Here is a 16,088-nt window from a genome sequence, read left to right on the forward strand (position 1 = left end):
GGCGCTGCGCCCGGGTAGACCGCCCGTGCCCGACGACGGAGCGCACCCGGGCGCACGGTCGCACCCGGGTGCGTGGCGCCGTCGGGCACGTCGCCCTCCCCGGCGCCGGACGGGTCCGCGGCGAAATGGAATCGTCATCCACGGCCCCGGGCAGGGAGGATGGACCCGTGGGTCACATCGACATCAGCGACATCAGCTACTTCCTGCCCGACGGGCGCCCCCTCCTGGCCGGGGCGACCCTGCGCGTCGCGGACGGGGCCAAGGTCGCGCTCGTCGGACCCAACGGCGCCGGCAAGACGACGCTCCTGCGCATCGTCGCGGGCGACCTCGCCCCGCACGGCGGCACCGTGGGCAGGTCCGGCGGGCTCGGCGTGATGCGCCAGTTCGTCGGCCGCATCGACGACGACCGGTCGGTCCGGGACCTGCTCGTCGACCTCGCCCAGCCCTCCGTCCGGGACGCCGCGCGCGAGCTCGCAGCGGCCGAGCTCGACATCATGACGGTCGACGACACCCCGTCGCAGATGCGCTACGCCCAGGCGCTTGCCGACTGGGCCGACGCACGCGGCTACGAGGCCGAGGCCGAGTGGGACAAGGTCACCGACGAGGTCCTGTCGATCCCGTTCGAGCAGGCGCAGTTCCGGGAGGTCCGCACGCTGTCGGGCGGCGAGCAGAAGCGCCTGGTCCTCACGGCCCTGTTCCGCGGCCCCGAGGAGGTCCTGCTCCTCGACGAGCCCGACAACTACCTCGACGTGCCGACCAAGCGCTGGCTCGAGGAGAAGCTCGCGGCCTCGCCCAAGACCGTGCTGTTCATCAGCCACGACCGCGAGCTCCTGGCCCGCACCGCGACCCAGGTCGCGACGGTCGAGCCCACGGCCGCGGGCGGCACGATCTGGGTCCACGGCGGCGGGTTCGGCACCTACGGCGACGCGCGGGCCGACCGGCGCAGCCGCCTCGAGGAGCTGCTGCGCCGCTGGGAGGAGGAGCACGCCAAGCTCAAGGACCTCGTGAACACGCTCAAGAACAAGGCCGCCTTCAACGACGGGCTCGCGAGCCGCTACCAGGCCGCCCAGACGCGCCTGCGCAAGTTCGAGGAGGCCGGCCCGCCGCAGGTCCTCGCGCACGAGCAGAACGTCAAGGTCCGCCTCACGGGCGGGCGCACCGCCAAGCGGGCCGTGACGTGCGAGCAGCTCGAGCTCACAGGGCTCATGGCGCCCTTCGACCTCGAGGTCTTCTTCGGCGAGCGCGTCGCGATCCTGGGCTCCAACGGCTCGGGCAAGTCGCACTTCATGCGGCTCCTCGCGCGGGGCGGGTCGGACCCGGACGTCGAGCACCGGCCCGTCCACGAGAACGCAGCAGGCGGTGCAGGCACGGCAGGAGACGCCGCCGCCGTCCCGCCCGTGGCCCACACGGGCCGGGCCGCGCTCGGCTCGCGCGTGCGACCCGGCTGGTTCGCGCAGAACCACGCCCACCCCGAGTTCGAGGGGCGCACGCTCCTCGAGATCCTGCACCGCGGCGACGGGGCGCGCGACGGCATGGGACGCGAGCCCGCGAGCAAGGCCCTCGACCGCTACGAGCTCGTGGGGCAGGCCGAGCAACGGTTCGAGACGCTGTCCGGCGGGCAGCAGGCGCGCTTCCAGATCCTCCTGCTCGAGCTCGGGGGAGCGACGCTGCTGCTGCTCGACGAGCCCACCGACAACCTCGACCTGCACTCCGCCGAGGCTCTCGAGGCGGGCCTCGCGGCCTTCGAGGGCACGGTCCTCGCGGTCACGCACGACCGCTGGTTCGCCCGCGGTTTCGACCGGTTCGTCGTGTTCGGCTCGGACGGGCGCGTCGTCGAGACGCCCGAGCCCGTGTGGGACGTCGAACGGGTGGTCCGCAAGCGCTGACGTGGCGTCGGGCGGGCTGCGGCCGGTCGCCCCTCGGGCTCCCCGGCGCAGCCCTGCGGCTCGCGGTGGCGCCGGGACCGCGGTGAGGAAGACCACACGGCCCGCAGGGAGCCGGTAGCACGACCTGCGCGACGCCGTCGGGCTCCTAAAATGGAGCAATGGCCGTCCCCAAGATCGTCCTCTTCTACGCCTTCACACCGCTCGCCGACCCGCGCGCGGTGCAGATGTGGCAACGCTCCCTCGGGGAGCAGTGGGGACTGACGGGCCGCGTCATCGTCTCCGAGCACGGGATCAACGCGACGCTCGGGGGAACGGTCGAGAACCTCAAGCAGTACGTCAAGACCACCCGGCAGTACCCGCCCTTCGCCGGGATCGACGTCAAGTGGTCGGACGGCACGGGGCGCGACTTCCCGCGCCTGTCCGTCAAGGTGCGAACCGAGCTCGTGAGCTTCGGCGCCGTCGACGAGCTCAAGGTCGACGAGGACGGCGTGGTCGACAGCGGCGTGCGGCTCGCCCCCGAGGCGCTGCACGAGCTCGTGGCCGAGCGCGGGGACGACGTGGTGTTCTTCGACGGCCGCAACGCGTTCGAGGCCGCGATCGGGAAGTTCCGCGGCGCCGTCGTGCCCGACGTCACGACGACGCGCGACTTCGTCGCCGAGCTCGACTCGGGCGCGTACGACGACCTCAAGGGCCGGCCGGTCGTGACCTACTGCACGGGAGGCGTGCGCTGCGAGGTCCTGTCCTCGCTCATGCTCGCGCGCGGCTTCGAGGAGGTCTACCAGCTCGACGGCGGGATCGTGCGCTACGGCGAGACGTTCGGCGACGAGGGTCTGTGGGAGGGTTCGCTCTACGTGTTCGACGAGCGCATGCACGTCGAGTTCGGGAGCGAGACCGTCCCGCTCGGCGAGTGCTGCGAGTGCGGCGCCGCGACCGCGAAGTACGAGAACTGCGTCGACCCGGGCTGCCAGACGCTCCGCCTGTTCTGCGCCGACTGCGCGGGCGTGGCCCGCACGCTCCAGTGCGACGCATGTGCCGACCTGCGCCCCGGCACGTATCCTCGTCCTCGGGAAGGCGCGTCGACCGGCCTCTCCCACGACAACCACCGGGCAACCGCCTGAATCGGCGCTCTGGCGCCCGTGCGTGCGCCGTCCTGCACGCTGCTCCCACCCGGGGAGATCTCACCCTGGGTGTGACGCAGCATGTTTTGACCCTGCACGGACCGTCCAGGTAGTCTGTTGAGTCGTTGTGCTTCCCCTTCGGTATCTCGTCACCTGTGCGCCCACTCGCTCCGTGACCTGGACACCCGTCAACCGAAGGCCGAACGACTTGTCGGACGCAGGCTCCTGCGCCGAAGACATCGAAGACACGAAACGAAGGCTACGACCGTGCGTACGTACACCCCGAAGCCCGGCGACGTCCAGCGTGACTGGTACGTCATCGACGCGACCGACGTCGTCCTGGGCCGTCTCGCCACCCACGTGGCGACCCTGCTCCGTGGCAAGCACAAGGCCACCTTTGCTCCGCACGTCGACGGCGGTGACTTCGTCATCGTCATCAACGCCGGCAAGGTTGCCCTGACCGGCAACAAGCGCGAGCAGAAGCTGGCATACACCCACTCCGGTTACCCGGGTGGTCTTCGGGCGGTCGCGTACAGCGACCTGCTGGAGAAGCACCCCGAGCGTGCTGTGGAGAAGGCCGTCCGCGGCATGATCCCCAAGACCTCGCTCGGCCGCGCTCAGTTCGGCAAGCTCAAGGTCTACGCAGGCTCTGAGCACCCGCACGCCGCGCAGCAGCCGAAGACTTTCGAGATCACCCAGGTCGCGCAGTAGGCTCCGCCTGCTCGTAGACGAGAACTTAGGACGCGAGGACACACCAGTGGCCGAGACCACCGTCGACATCGACGTGCTGGACGAAGAGACCCCCAGCAACTACACCTCTGAGAGCGCGGCCCCCACGGGCCGTGGCCAGAGCATCACCGCCCCCGCGCAGGCCCTGGGCCGTCGCAAGGAGGCCATCGCCCGCGTGCGCCTGGTGCCCGGCACCGGCCAGTGGAAGATCAACGGCCGCACCCTCGAGGGGTACTTCCCCAACAAGGTGCACCAGCAGCTCGTCAACTCCCCGCTGAAGCTGGTCGACGTCGAGGGTCGCTTCGACGTCATCGCCCGCATCAACGGTGGTGGCACCTCCGGCCAGGCCGGCGCCCTGCGCCTCGGCATCGCCCGTGCGCTGAACGAGATCGACGCCGAGCACAACCGCCCGGCGCTCAAGAAGGCCGGCTTCCTGACCCGCGACGCTCGCGTCGTCGAGCGCAAGAAGGCCGGGCTCAAGAAGGCCCGCAAGGCTCCGCAGTACTCCAAGCGCTGATCCAGCGCTTGCGAACGACGGCCCCGGTGGACACAGTCCACCGGGGCCGTCGTCTTTTGTCAGGGATGCTGACGAGCGACCGGACCGGTCTGCTCGCAGCGGGGGCGGGACAGGCCCTGGTGCCTGTACCGTCCCGTTGAGGGAGGAAACTCATGGGACGACTGTTCGGCACCGACGGGGTGCGGGGGCTGGCGAACAGAGACGTCACGGCCGAGCTCGCGCTCGGCCTGGGCGTGGCTGCTGCGAACGTGCTGGGACGCACGGGACAACCTGACGGGCACCGGCCGCGCGCCGTGATCGGCCGCGACCCCCGGGCCTCGGGCGAGTTCCTGGGGGCCGCCGTGACGGCAGGTCTCGCCAGCGCGGGCGTGAACGTGCTCGACGTCGGCGTCCTGCCCACCCCCGCGGTCGCGTTCCTCACGAGCACGCTCGACGTGGACTTCGGGGTCATGATCTCCGCGTCGCACAACCCGATGGCGGACAACGGCATCAAGTTCCTCGCGCGCGGAGGCATCAAGCTCGAGGACTCGCTCGAGGACGAGATGGAGCGCCAGCTCCACGCCGAGTGGGACCGGCCGCTCGGGGCCGAGGTCGGCCGCGTGCGCCGCGACACCGGGAGCGCGGGGGCCGACTACGTCGAGCACCTCATCGCGAGCATCGGCGCCACGGGGGACGCCCTGCCGCTCTCCGGGCTGCGGATCGCCGTCGACTGTGCGAACGGGGCCGCGAGCGACGTGGGACCGGCCGCGCTGCGCGCAGCGGGAGCAGACGTCGTCGTCATGAACGCGAGCCCCGACGGGCGCAACATCAACGAGAAGTGCGGGTCCAACCACCCCGAGCAGCTCCAGGCCGTCGTGGTCGCCTCCGAGGCGGACTTCGGCGTCGCGTTCGACGGTGACGCGGACCGCTGCATCGCGGTCGACCACCGCGGCGTGCTCGTCGACGGCGACCAGATCATGGGCGTCCTGGCCCTCGCCGAGAAGGACAAGGGCCGCCTCGCCGACGACACGCTCGTCGTGACCGTGATGAGCAACCTCGGGCTCATCCTCGCGATGCGCGAGGCCGGTATCCGCACGGTCCAGACGGCCGTGGGGGACCGCTACGTGCTCGAGGAGATGCGCGCCAAGGGGTACACGCTCGGTGGCGAGCAGTCCGGCCACATCATCCTGTCCCAGTTCGCGACGACGGGCGACGGGGTGCTGACCGCGCTCCAGCTCGCCTCGCGCATCCAGGAGTCCGGCGCCAAGCTGTCCGACCTCGCCGGTGCCGTGCCCAAGCTGCCGCAGACGCTCCTCAACGTGCGCGGCGTCGACAAGGCTCGGACCGCGACCGACGAGGCCCTCCAGGCCGCCGTCGCAGCGGCCGAGGAGCAGCTCGGGGAGACGGGGCGGGTCGTCCTGCGATCGTCGGGCACCGAGCCCCTCGTCCGGGTCATGGTCGAGGCCGCGACGCAGACCACGGCCGACGCCGTCGCCGAGTCGCTCGCGCAGGTCGTGCGCGACAGGCTCGCCCTGTGACGACCGGCCCCGTCGACCTGGGGACGGGGGCCGGTCACGCCGGACCCGTCGACCAGGGCCTGAAGGACCAGGTCGCGGCCCACCTCGCCCGGTACGAGGACGGCGTGCTCCCGATCGTCCAGGCAGGCCACCCCGTCCTGCGGGCTGTCGCGGCGCCCTACACGGGCCAGCTCGGAGACCTGTTCCCCGCGCTCGTCGAGGCGATGCGCCGCACCATGCACGCCGCGCCCGGCGTCGGGCTCGCGGCCCCGCAGATCGGCCTCGGTCTGGCGGTCGCCGTGGTCCAGGACCCCGGGGTCGCGGACCCCGAGGACGCAGACCTGCGGGAGCGGCACCCCGTGCCGTTCCGGGTCCTGGTCAACCCGACCTACGAGCCCGTGGGCGACGAGCGGCGCGCGTTCTTCGAGGGCTGCCTGAGCGTGAGCGGCTGGCAGGCCGTCGTCGCCCGGCCACGGACCGTGCGCCTCACGGCGCAGGACGAGCACGGCGCACCCGTCGACGAGGTCCTCACGGGATGGCCCGCGCGCATCGTCCAGCACGAGACGGACCACCTGCGCGGCGAGCTGTACCTCGACCACGCCGAGGTCCGCTCGCTCGCGTCGAACGACAACATGATGCGGTACTGGGGCAGCACGCCGGACCCCTCGGGGGCCGCGGAAGCGCTGGGGTTCCGGCTGCCCTGACCGCCCCGCACGACCGGCGGGTGCGCGGGCACGCGACCACCCGTCGCGCGCAGGACGTCACAGCATCCCTGCGGGGGACCTCTCTCCAGGTGGATCTCCCTCCGGAGGATGACGTGCCGGGCCGCTGCGTCCGGCAGAATCGTCCTCGGAAGGTGGGGGTCGACATCAGGGCAGACTGGGGGGTTTCCCCGATGGTGTCGGGCCTCCGTATCCGTAGGCTGGTCACAGGCGTCCACCGACGTCTGTGACCAGCCTGGCTCGCCCCACCAGCCGACGAACAGAGGACCCGTGATCGAGGCCGTTTCGACCTTCCTGGAGAACCTGGAGACCTGGGTCCTCGCTCTCGCGGCGTCCGCCTGGATCTACCCCGCCCTGTACGCCTTCGCGACGATCGACGGGTTCTTCCCGCCGATCCCCAGCGAGTCCGTGGTCATCACGCTCGCCGTCGCCGCCAGCGCGTCGGGCAACCCGAACCTCGTGCTCGTCCTGGTGATCGCCGCGCTCGGAGCCTGGACGGGGGACCAGATCGCCTACGCGCTGGGTCGCACGGTCGGGACAGAACGCTTCCGCTTCCTGCGGACCGTGCGGGGGCGCAAGGCCGTCGCCTGGGCAGACCAGGCGCTCAAGGTGCGCGGTGCCGCGTTCATCCTCGCGGCCCGCTACGTCCCGATCGGCCGCGTCGCGGTCAACATGACCGCGGGCGCCGTCGGGTACCCCCGTCGCCGCTTCATGGCCTACTCCGGGATCGCCGCCGCCACCTGGGCGGTCTACTCGGTGATCATCGGCCTCGTCGCCGCGCAGTGGCTGGGGCACCAGCCGCTCCTCGCCATGGTGATCGGCGTGTTCATGGGCGTCCTGTCCGGCGTGGTCGTCGACCGCGTGATGAACAGCATGGCGCGCCGCCGCCGCGCACGGGAGGCAGCCCGCGACGCCGCCGTGGCGACCCCCCTCCACGGTGGGTCGGCCGACCGGTCGGTCGCGACGTCGTCGGGCCTCGACGACGACGAGGACGCGGTCCGCCGCGCCTGCTGACCCCCCGCAGCGCCGCCCGCGGCAAGGGTCAGACCTTGCGCAGGCGCGCGCGCTGGACCGAGTGGTCCGACCCCTTCGTGAGCACCAGCGTCGCGCGCCCGCGGGTCGGCAGGATGTTCTGCTCGAGGTTCGGCGCGTTGATCGAGTCCCAGATCGACTTCGCCTTCTCGACGGCCTCCTCGTCGGTCAGCGTCGCGTAGCGCTTGAAGTACGACTCGGGGCGCGCGAACGCCGTCCGCCGCAGCGACAGGAAGCGGTCCACGTACCACTGGCGGATGTTGCGCGTGCGCGCGTCGACGTAGATCGAGAAGTCGAAGAAGTCGCTCACCGCGACCGTGGACTCGTCCGACGGGCCGGGCCGCGCCGGCTGGAGGACGTTGAGCCCCTCGACGATCAGGACGTCCGGCTTGCGGACGACCGTCTCGGCACCCGGGACGATGTCATAGGTCAGGTGGTCGTAGACCGGGCTGCGGACCTCGGGCGCGCCGGCCTTGACCCGCGACAGGAAGCGGATGAGCGCACGCCGGTCGTACGACTCGGGGAAGCCCTTGCGCTCCATGAGCCCGCGGCGCGCGAGCTCGGCGTTCGGGTAGAGGAACCCGTCGGTCGTGATGAGCTCGACGCGTGGCGTCTCCGGCCAGCGGGCGAGCATCTCGCGCAGGACCCGGGACGTCGTCGACTTGCCCACGGCGACCGACCCCGCGACCCCGATCACGTACGGCGTGCGCGTCGAGTTCTCCCGCAGGAACGTCGACGTGGCCTCGTGCAGGCCGCTCGTCGCGGTGACGTACAGGTTCAGCAGCCGCGAGATCGGCCGGTAGATCGCGTCCACCTCCGCCAGGTCGATCGGGTCGCCCAACCCGCGCAGCTTGACGACGTCGGCGTCCGTCAGCGGCAGAGGCGTCGACTCGGAGAGCTTGCTCCACGCCGCACGGTCCAGGTCGACGTAGGGCGACGTCGGCGCGAGATCGGGCAGGCGTCCGGAGCCGGGCGCGGCGTCCTGGCCGCTCGCAGGGGAACCCTCGAGCGGAGGGACGGGCAGGTCGGAGGAAGGAACCACTCGGACGATTCTGCCGGACTCCGGGGCGCACCGTGAACACGAAGACGCTGGACCGCTAACAAAGAACCGCGAGATGTCGCGGCTGCGAAGGCCCCAGGACGTCCGGCTAGACTCCGAGACCATGTGTGGAATCGTGGGTTACGCAGGCCCCTCAGAAGCGTCGGGGCGACCCCTCGACGTCGTCCTCGAAGGACTCGGAAGGCTCGAGTACCGCGGCTACGACTCGGCCGGGGTCGCGCTCGTCGCGCCCGACCAGAGCACCGTCGCGACGGCCAAGAAGTCCGGCAAGCTCGTCAAGCTCGTCGACGAGCTCCAGGCCCGGCCGCTGCCCGCGGCCACCGCGGCGATCGGGCACACCCGTTGGGCGACCCACGGCGCGCCGAACGACACCAACGCCCACCCGCACCTCGCGGACGACGGCCGGCTCGCCGTGATCCACAACGGGATCGTCGAGAACTTCGCCGTCCTCAAGGAGGAGCTGCTCGCCGACGGCGCCACGTTCCTCTCCGAGACCGACACCGAGGTCGCCGCGCAGCTCCTCGCCCGCGCCTACCGGCGCACCGGGAACCTCACCGAGGCCATGGCCTACGTCGCCCGCCAGCTCGAGGGGACGTTCACCCTGCTCGCCGTCCACGCGGACGACCCGACCACCGTGGTCGGCGCACGGCACGACTCGCCGCTCGTCGTCGGGCTCGGCGAGGGCGAGAACTTCCTCGGCTCGGACGTCGCCGCCTTCATCGCGTCGACCAAGGACGCCCTCGAGCTCGGCCAGGACCAGATCGTCACCATCACCCCGGACACCGTCGAGGTCACCGACTTCCACGGCAACCCCGCCGAGGCCACGCGCTTCACGGTCGACTGGGACGCCGCCGCGGCCGAGAAGGGCGGGTTCTCGTCCTTCATGGACAAGGAGATCCACGACCAGCCGCACGCCGTGGGCGACACCCTGCTCGGGCGCACCGACGCCGACGGCCGCCTGGTCCTCGACGACCTGCGGATCGACGAGGCCGTGCTGCGGACCGTCGACAAGATCATCGTCGTCGCGTGCGGCACGGCCGCCTACTCGGGGCACGTCGCCAAGTACGCGATCGAGCACTGGTGCCGCATCCCCGTCGAGGTCGAGCTCGCGCACGAGTTCCGCTACCGCGACCCGATCGTCGACGAGAAGACCCTCGTCGTGGCCGTCACGCAGTCCGGCGAGACCATGGACACCCTCATGGCCGTGCGGCACGCTCGCGAGCAGGGCGCCAAGGTCATCTCGATCGTCAACACGCACGGGTCCACCATCCCGCGCGAGTCCGACGCCGTCCTGTACACGCACGCCGGCCCCGAGATCGCCGTCGCCTCGACCAAGGCGTTCCTCTCGCAGATCACCGCGGCCTACCTCCTGGGTCTGTACCTCGCCCAGCTGCGCGGGAACAAGTTCCCCGACGAGATCCGCGAGATCCTCGACGACCTGCGCGAGATGCCCCGCAAGATCCAGACCGTGATCGAGCGCGGCGAGTACGTGAGCGCCGTGGCCCGCTCCATGAAGGACGCCACGTCCGTCCTCTTCCTGGGACGCCACGTCGGGTTCCCGGTCGCGCTCGAGGGCGCTCTCAAGCTCAAGGAGCTCGCGTACATCCACGCCGAGGGCTTCGCCGCGGGCGAGCTCAAGCACGGCCCCATCGCGCTCATCGACGAGGGCCAGCCGGTCTTCGTCGTGGTGCCGTCGCCGCGCGGGCGCGACTCGTTGCACTCCAAGGTCGTCTCCAACATCCAGGAGATCCGTGCGCGCGGCGCGCGGACCCTCGTGATCGCCGAGGACGGCGACGACGCGGTGCTGCCCTACGCCGACGAGATCTTCTGGATCCCGCAGTCGCCCACCCTCATGTCGCCGCTGCTCGCGGTCGTCCCGCTGCAGATCTTCGCGATGGCCCTCGCCACGGCCAAGGGGCTCGACGTCGACCAGCCGCGCAACCTCGCGAAGTCGGTCACGGTCGAGTAGTCGCTCGTCCCTGCCTCCCGGAAGCCCCCCCCCCCACCACCACCACCCTCCCGGGCGGGCCGCACCGGCCCACTGAGGGCACCCCCCGGCGCGGCGGCGGGGGGGGCTTCCGTCGTCACGGCTGCGGCTGCGGCTCGGGCTCTGCTGCAGCTGCCGCGCCCGCTGCCGCGGCCCGCGTGCGGGGGCGTGGGCGTTGGGCGCGGTCGGGGACCGGACCGTGCGCCGAGGGCAGGGCCGGCGTGGTCGGAGGGCCCTGCGACATAGGGTGAGCGCATGATCATCGGGGTGGGTATCGACGTGGTGGACGTCGCGCGGTTCATGGACACGCTCGAGCGGACGCCGCGCCTGCGGGAGAAGCTGTTCACCCCGGCCGAGCGGGACCTGCCCGCGTCGTCGCTCGCGGCCCGGTTCGCCGCCAAGGAGGCCATCGCCAAGGCGCTCGGTGCACCCGGCGGCATGCGCTGGCAGGACGCGACGGTCCACCGGGTCGTCGGGGGAGCGCCCCAGGTCGAGATCTCGGGGACGGTCCAGGCGCGCGCGACCGAGCTGGGCATCGCGCGGTTCCACCTGTCGATCTCGCACGACGCGGGGATCGCGTCGGCCATGGTGGTCGCGGAGGGCTGAGGGCTCGTGGCCGTGAGCGGCCGTCGAGCACGAGGTTGCGGTCGTTCTCGACGTCAGGACGACCGCAACCTCGTGCTCGGCACCGGCACGGCCCCGCAGGCACCGAGCCGGCGGAGCGGTCAGCCCTGCAGCGCAGGCACGACCTCGCGCTCGAACAGCTCGATCCCGCTGCGGTCGTACGCGGCCTCGGCGAAGTACGTGATCGCGTAGGTCATGCCCGCGCCCTCGAGCTTCTGGAGGTTCTCGACGATCTGCTCGGGCGTGCCCACGAGCGGGCCCGAGCGGAAGTCGGCGACGGTCTCCTCGGCCTTCGCCGGGACCGTCTTGGCGTAGTGCTCGCCGATCCAGCGCAGGCGGTCCTCGACCTCGGCCTCGGTCGCGCCGATGACGACGTTGTAGTTGGACGAGCGCGTGATGTCCTCGAACGGGCGCCCGACGTCCTCGCAGTGCCCCCGCAGGATCTCCGACTTGCGCGTGAAGCCCTCGAGCTGGCCGTCGAAGTTCGTGTACTGCGCGTGGCGCGCCGCGATGCGCAGGGTCTTCTTCTCGCCGCCGCCCGCGATCCACAGCGGGATGCTGGGGGCGCTGGCGCCGTCGGGGCCCACGCCGTCGAGCACCTGGAGCGGCTGCGGGTGGCACAGCGCGCCGTCGACCTGGAAGTACCGGCCGTCGAGGGTCGCCGAGCCGGTGCGCCACATCTGCTCCATGACCTGCACGCCCTCGTCGAGCGCGCCGAGCCGGTCGCCCGCGCCGGGGAAGCCGTAGCCGTAGGCACGCCACTCGTGCTCGTACCAGCCGGCGCCGATGCCCATCTCTGCGCGGCCGCCGCTGACGATGTCGACGGTCGTCGCGACCTTCGCGAGGTAGGCCGGGTTGCGGTAGGCGATGCACGTGCACATCTGGCCCAGGCGCACGCGCTCGGTCGATGCGGCGAACGCGGCCATGAGGGTCCAGGCCTCGTGCGTGGCCTCGCCCGTGGGTTCCGGGACGGTGTGGAAGTGGTCGTACACCCAGGCCGACTCCCACGCGTGGCGCGAGCCCGGGTGGCGTTCGCCGGCGAGCGCGGTGTCCGCGTGCCGCGCGAGCGAGCGCATGGTCTCCCACTGCTCGGAGGGGTCGATGCCGACGAGGTCCTGACGCCAGCCTTGCGGGATGAAGAGTCCGAATCGCATGGGCGCCAATCTAGCCCGGCGTGCCGGGGGCGCGTCGGAAGGGGCCGCCGCGGTCGGTCCCGACGGGTCGCGGCGGGGCGTGACGCGCCGGGGCGCGGCATCATGGCCCCATGATCGAAGCGTTCACCGCCGCCCAGGTCCGCGCCGCCGAGGAGCCCCTGCTCGCGCAGGGGGTCCCGCTCATGGGCCGTGCGGCGTTCGCGCTCGCGGCGATCACGGCACGGGACCTGCGGGGAGCGGGGCCCGACGGCGCAGCGACGCCCCGGCGCGTGACCGGCAGGCGCGCGGTGCTCCTCGTGGGGTCGGGCAACAACGGGGGTGACACGCTGTTCGCGGGGGCTCACCTGGCCCGGCGCGGGGTCGCGGTGCAGGCCGTGTGCACGACCGGTCGCCCCCATGCCGAGGGGGTGGCCGCGCTGCGTCGCGCGGGCGGGCGGGTCGTGGGCGTCGCCGACCTGGGCCTCGCCGACCCGGAGGGGCCCGACGGTTCGGCGCGCTGGTCGCGCGTCGTGCGGGAGGTCCTCGGGGCGGACGTGGTCCTGGACGGTCTGGTCGGGATCGGTGCGGAAGGGGCGCTGCGCGGCGTGGCGGGCGAGCTGGTCGCGGCCCTCGCGGACGGGTTGGCGGTGCGGTCCCGGGGGGAGCAGGCGGGGGCGGGGCGTCCGTGGGTCGTCGCGGTCGACACCCCGAGCGGCATCGGTGTGGACGACGGCTCGGTGCCCGGACCCGTGCTGCCCGCGGACCGGACGGTCACGTTCGGCGCGGTCAAGCCCGGCCTGCTGCTGCCCCCCGCTGCGCACCTCGCGGGCCGCGTGACGCTCGTCGACGTGGGGCTGGCCGCGCTCGAGGGCCCGGCGGTGCGCCGCCTCGAGCCTGCCGACGTGGCCCGGCGGTGGCCGGTCCCCGGTCCGGCCGACCAGAAGTACACGCGCGGCGTCCTGGGCGTCGTCGCGGGCACGCCCACGTTCCCGGGGGCCGCGGTGCTCGCCGTCACGGCCGCGGTCCGGGCGGGCGCGGGCATGGTCCGCTACGGCGGGCCCGACGATGTCGCGCGCGTCGTCGTCTCGGCGCGCCCCGAGGCCGTGCCTGCCGAGGGCAGGGTGCAGGCCTGGGCGCTCGGCTCCGGTGTCCCGGGCGTGGGGGACGGCGGCGGGCCGGGGGACGCCGGGCAGCACGGACGCATCCGGTCCGCGCTCGCGGCGGCGTGCGGCGAGCCGCGGGCGGAGGGCGGCCCGCACGCGGGGCGGGGGGTGCCGGCCGTGGTCGACGCGGGTGCCTTGTCGCTGCTGCCCGACCGCTGCCCGCCGTGGGTTGTCCTGACCCCGCACGCGGGCGAGCTCGCGACCCTCCTGGGGGCGCGCGGGGAGGACGTCGACCGGGCCGCCGTCGAGGCCGAGCCGCTGCGCTGGGCGCGCAGGGCGCACGAGCTCACGGGCGCGACCGTGCTCCTCAAGGGATCCGCGACCGTGATCGTCGGCCCGGACGGGGCGTGGTCGCAGGCCGACGGGCCCGCATGGCTCGCGACGGCCGGCGCGGGGGACGTCCTCACGGGGCTCCTGGGGGCGCTGCTGGCGGCGTACGGGGACCGCGTGGTGCAGGAGCCCGGCCTCGCCGCCGAGGTCGCTGCAGCGGCCGCCACGGTCCACGGCCTGGCAGGCGCACGGGCGAACCCCGGCGGGCCCGTCGCGGCGCTGGACGTGGCCGGGGCGCTGCCCGGGGTGGTCGCGGAGCTGCTGCGCGGGCGGGTCGCCCACGGTGACGGACCGGCCCGCCACCCGTGAGCGCGCAGGCCGCCGAGGGGCACGAGGAGCACGAGGGGCACGCGAGGTCGGAGAGGCCGAGCACGACGCACGCACGGATCGCGCGGGACCAGGTCGTGGTCGACGGGGACGCCACCGCCGTCCTCGTGGCGCGGTGCCGGGGACTCGTCGACGCGGCCCGGCGGGCCGGAGGGCCCCACGGCGCACCCCGGGTGCTCGTCGGGATCGCCGGGGCCCCCGGAGCCGGCAAGTCGACGCTCGCCGCGGCCGTCCTGGCGGCGCTAGCGGAAGACGGCGCCCGACCCTCTGCCGACGCGGCCACGGGGCGGCGCCCCGCGCCGCGGCCGGCCGACGCGACGGTCGACGGTGTGCGCGCCGCCGTCGTGCCCATGGACGGGTTCCACCTCGCGGACCCAGAGCTCGGACGACTGGGCCGCCGCGACCGCAAGGGCGCGCCCGACACGTTCGACGCGCACGGCTACGTCGCGCTGCTCGAGCGCCTGCGGCGCCCGCGACCGGGCGTCACGGTCTACGCACCGACGTTCGACCGGGAGCTCGAGGAACCCGTCGCGGGGGCGGTCCCCGTCGCCCCCGAGGTCGAGCTCGTGCTGACCGAGGGCAACTACCTCCTGCTCGGTGACGAGCACGACCACGGGCGGTGGAGCCCCGTCCAGGGACTCCTCGACGAGGTCTGGTTCGTCGACCTCCCGGACGAGACCCGCGTCGAGCGCCTGGTCGCCCGGCACGTCCGCCACGGCAGGGCCCCCGCTGCGGCGCGCGCCTGGGTCCTGGGCTCCGACGAGACCAACGCCCGGCTGGTCGCCTCGACGCGGGACCGGGCCGACGTCGTCGTGCGTCTCTGAGCCCCGGGACGCCGCGCCGGCGGCCGCCCGCCCAGGAGCAGCGGCTACCGTGGACGCCGTGCCGACCTCCGCCCCTCACGTCCCGCCGCGCCGTCGGCGCATCCCGTTCCAGCCCCTGCCCGTCCGGGACGGGCTCAACGCGACGCGGGTCGTCCTGCCGGAGAACGGGGACGGCAGCGAGGGGTCGCCGCGCTGGGAGACCGTCCTGGACCACCTGGTCCACCGCTTCCCGGACGACGAGGCACGCCTGCGCGAGAAGGTCGCCGCAGGCGAGGTCGTCGACCACCTGGGACGACCCGTGGACGCGGGCACGCCCTTCGTGCGGCACGCTCGCGTGTTCCTGTACCGGGACCCGCCCGTCGAGACGCGCGTACCTTTCGAGATCGAGATCCTGCACCAGGACGACGACCTGCTCGTGGTCGACAAGCCGCACTTCCTCGCGAGCATCCCGCGCGGTGCGTTCATCGCGGAGTCGGCGCTCGTGCGGCTGCGCCGGGACCTCGACCTGCCCGAGCTCTCGCCCGCCCACCGGCTCGACCGCGTCACGGCCGGGGTGCTCGTGCTGACCGTACGACCAGAGGTCCGCGGTCCGTACCAGACGCTGTTCGCCGAGCGACGCGTGACCAAGGTCTACGAGGCGGTGGCCGGGGTCGACCCCGGGCTCGGGCTGCCGCGCGTGGTGCGCAGCCGCATCCACAAGGAGCGCGGCGTCATGCGTGCCTTCGAGGTACCCGGCGAACCCAACTCCGAGAGCCTCGTCGAGCTCGTGGCCACGCGCGAGGCGGCGCCCGGTGCGCGCGACGGCGCGGGCCCCTCGGGGCAGCTGGGCCTCTACCGCCTGACGCCGCACACGGGCAAGACGCACCAGCTGCGGCTGCACATGAACTCGCTGGGCCTGCCGATCCTGCACGACAACTTCTACCCGACGTTCTACGACGTGCGGCCCGACGACTTCAGCCGCCCGCTCCAGCTCGTCTCCCGCTCGATCGAGTTCGTCGACCCCCTCAGCGGCAGGCCACGACGCTTCGAGACGACCAGGCCGCTCCAGGAGTGGACCTAGACCCGCGCCCCTCCCCGGGGGCGCGGGTGAGAGAATCGGTGACCGTGAGCCCCTTCAGCGACCCCACGCACGGATACTCA

The 16,088-nt window shown here is 73.1% G+C and carries 14 protein-coding genes; 12 read left to right on the top strand and 2 right to left on the bottom strand.

Annotated elements, in window-relative coordinates; genetic code table 11:
- Positions 1-167 precede the first annotated feature (167 nt).
- The 7 genes from H9623_RS03540 (at position 168) to H9623_RS03570 (ending at position 7,482) form a co-directional block, all read left to right on the top strand.
- Positions 168-1,886, top strand: a complete 1,719-nt coding sequence (locus H9623_RS03540; RefSeq protein ID WP_193718690.1) for an ATP-binding cassette domain-containing protein — start codon at positions 168-170, stop codon at positions 1,884-1,886.
- A gap of 158 nt (positions 1,887-2,044) precedes the next feature.
- Positions 2,045-3,004, top strand: a complete 960-nt coding sequence (trhO, locus tag H9623_RS03545) for an oxygen-dependent tRNA uridine(34) hydroxylase TrhO (RefSeq protein WP_193718691.1) — start codon at positions 2,045-2,047, stop codon at positions 3,002-3,004.
- 267 nt (positions 3,005-3,271) lie between these two features.
- Entirely contained in the window at positions 3,272-3,715 is a 444-nt protein-coding gene (rplM, locus tag H9623_RS03550) for a 50S ribosomal protein L13 (protein WP_030151909.1), read from the top strand.
- A gap of 46 nt (positions 3,716-3,761) precedes the next feature.
- Positions 3,762-4,250, top strand: a complete 489-nt coding sequence (rpsI, locus tag H9623_RS03555) for a 30S ribosomal protein S9 (protein ID WP_138825522.1) — start codon at positions 3,762-3,764, stop codon at positions 4,248-4,250.
- Between the two features lie 152 nt (positions 4,251-4,402).
- Positions 4,403-5,767, top strand: a complete 1,365-nt coding sequence (gene glmM, locus H9623_RS03560) for a phosphoglucosamine mutase (protein ID WP_193718692.1) — start codon at positions 4,403-4,405, stop codon at positions 5,765-5,767.
- Positions 5,764-6,450 carry a peptide deformylase gene (locus tag H9623_RS03565; RefSeq protein ID WP_407671826.1) on the top strand — a complete coding sequence of 229 codons (687 nt, stop codon included), beginning with the start codon at positions 5,764-5,766 and terminating at the stop codon, positions 6,448-6,450. The genes glmM and H9623_RS03565 overlap by 4 nt, the downstream gene beginning before the upstream one ends.
- A 288-nt stretch (positions 6,451-6,738) precedes the next feature.
- Positions 6,739-7,482 carry a DedA family protein gene (locus tag H9623_RS03570; RefSeq protein WP_193718693.1) on the top strand — a complete coding sequence of 248 codons (744 nt, stop codon included), beginning with the start codon at positions 6,739-6,741 and terminating at the stop codon, positions 7,480-7,482.
- Positions 7,483-7,510: 28 nt separating this feature from the next.
- Here the strand turns inward: H9623_RS03570 and coaA are convergent, their stop codons facing one another.
- Positions 7,511-8,458, bottom strand: a complete 948-nt coding sequence (coaA, locus tag H9623_RS03575) for a type I pantothenate kinase (protein WP_193718806.1) — start codon at positions 8,456-8,458, stop codon at positions 7,511-7,513.
- 205 nt (positions 8,459-8,663) lie between these two features.
- On the opposite strand from coaA, the gene glmS reads away from it, so the two are divergent.
- Both glmS and H9623_RS03585 read left to right on the top strand, forming a co-directional pair.
- Positions 8,664-10,529: a glutamine--fructose-6-phosphate transaminase (isomerizing) gene (gene glmS, locus H9623_RS03580; RefSeq protein WP_193718694.1), complete on the top strand. Its 1,866-nt coding sequence runs from the start codon at positions 8,664-8,666 to the stop codon at positions 10,527-10,529.
- Between the two features lie 273 nt (positions 10,530-10,802).
- On the top strand, positions 10,803-11,153 hold the full coding sequence (locus H9623_RS03585; RefSeq protein WP_193718695.1) for a holo-ACP synthase: 351 nt from the start codon (positions 10,803-10,805) through the stop codon (positions 11,151-11,153).
- Between the two features lie 119 nt (positions 11,154-11,272).
- On the opposite strand, the gene H9623_RS03590 is transcribed toward H9623_RS03585, so the two are convergent.
- Complete coding sequence (locus H9623_RS03590; RefSeq protein ID WP_193718696.1) at positions 11,273-12,325, bottom strand: LLM class F420-dependent oxidoreductase; 1,053 nt, start codon at positions 12,323-12,325, stop codon at positions 11,273-11,275.
- Between the two features lie 110 nt (positions 12,326-12,435).
- Between H9623_RS03590 and H9623_RS03595 the strand changes: the two genes are divergently transcribed.
- The 3 genes from H9623_RS03595 to H9623_RS03605 all read left to right on the top strand — a co-directional run bounded on the left by H9623_RS03595 (position 12,436) and on the right by H9623_RS03605 (position 16,008).
- The gene (locus tag H9623_RS03595) at positions 12,436-14,106 is read left to right on the top strand and encodes an NAD(P)H-hydrate dehydratase (RefSeq protein ID WP_193718697.1); all 1,671 of its coding nucleotides are present in this window, start codon (positions 12,436-12,438) and stop codon (positions 14,104-14,106) included.
- A 125-nt stretch (positions 14,107-14,231) separates the two neighbouring features.
- Positions 14,232-14,948, top strand: coding sequence for a nucleoside/nucleotide kinase family protein (locus H9623_RS03600; protein ID WP_193718807.1), 717 nt, complete (start codon positions 14,232-14,234; stop codon positions 14,946-14,948).
- A gap of 58 nt (positions 14,949-15,006) precedes the next feature.
- Complete coding sequence (locus H9623_RS03605; RefSeq protein ID WP_321575263.1) at positions 15,007-16,008, top strand: pseudouridine synthase; 1,002 nt, start codon at positions 15,007-15,009, stop codon at positions 16,006-16,008.
- Positions 16,009-16,088: the final 80 nt, after the last annotated feature.

The organism is Oerskovia douganii, from assembly GCF_015142735.1.
Lineage (GTDB): Bacteria > Actinomycetota > Actinomycetes > Actinomycetales > Cellulomonadaceae > Oerskovia > Oerskovia douganii.

Excerpts from the sequence above, each read along its gene's own strand:
- trhO (WP_193718691.1), top strand. The coding sequence starts at position 2,045 with ATGGCCGTCCCCAAGATCGTCCTCTTCTACGCCTTCACACCGCTCGCC.
- glmM (WP_193718692.1), top strand. The coding sequence starts at position 4,403 with ATGGGACGACTGTTCGGCACCGACGGGGTGCGGGGGCTGGCGAACAGA.
- glmS (WP_193718694.1), top strand. The coding sequence starts at position 8,664 with ATGTGTGGAATCGTGGGTTACGCAGGCCCCTCAGAAGCGTCGGGGCGA.
- H9623_RS03585 (WP_193718695.1), top strand. The coding sequence starts at position 10,803 with ATGATCATCGGGGTGGGTATCGACGTGGTGGACGTCGCGCGGTTCATG.
- H9623_RS03590 (WP_193718696.1), bottom strand. The coding sequence starts at position 12,325 with ATGCGATTCGGACTCTTCATCCCGCAAGGCTGGCGTCAGGACCTCGTC.
- H9623_RS03595 (WP_193718697.1), top strand. The coding sequence starts at position 12,436 with ATGATCGAAGCGTTCACCGCCGCCCAGGTCCGCGCCGCCGAGGAGCCC.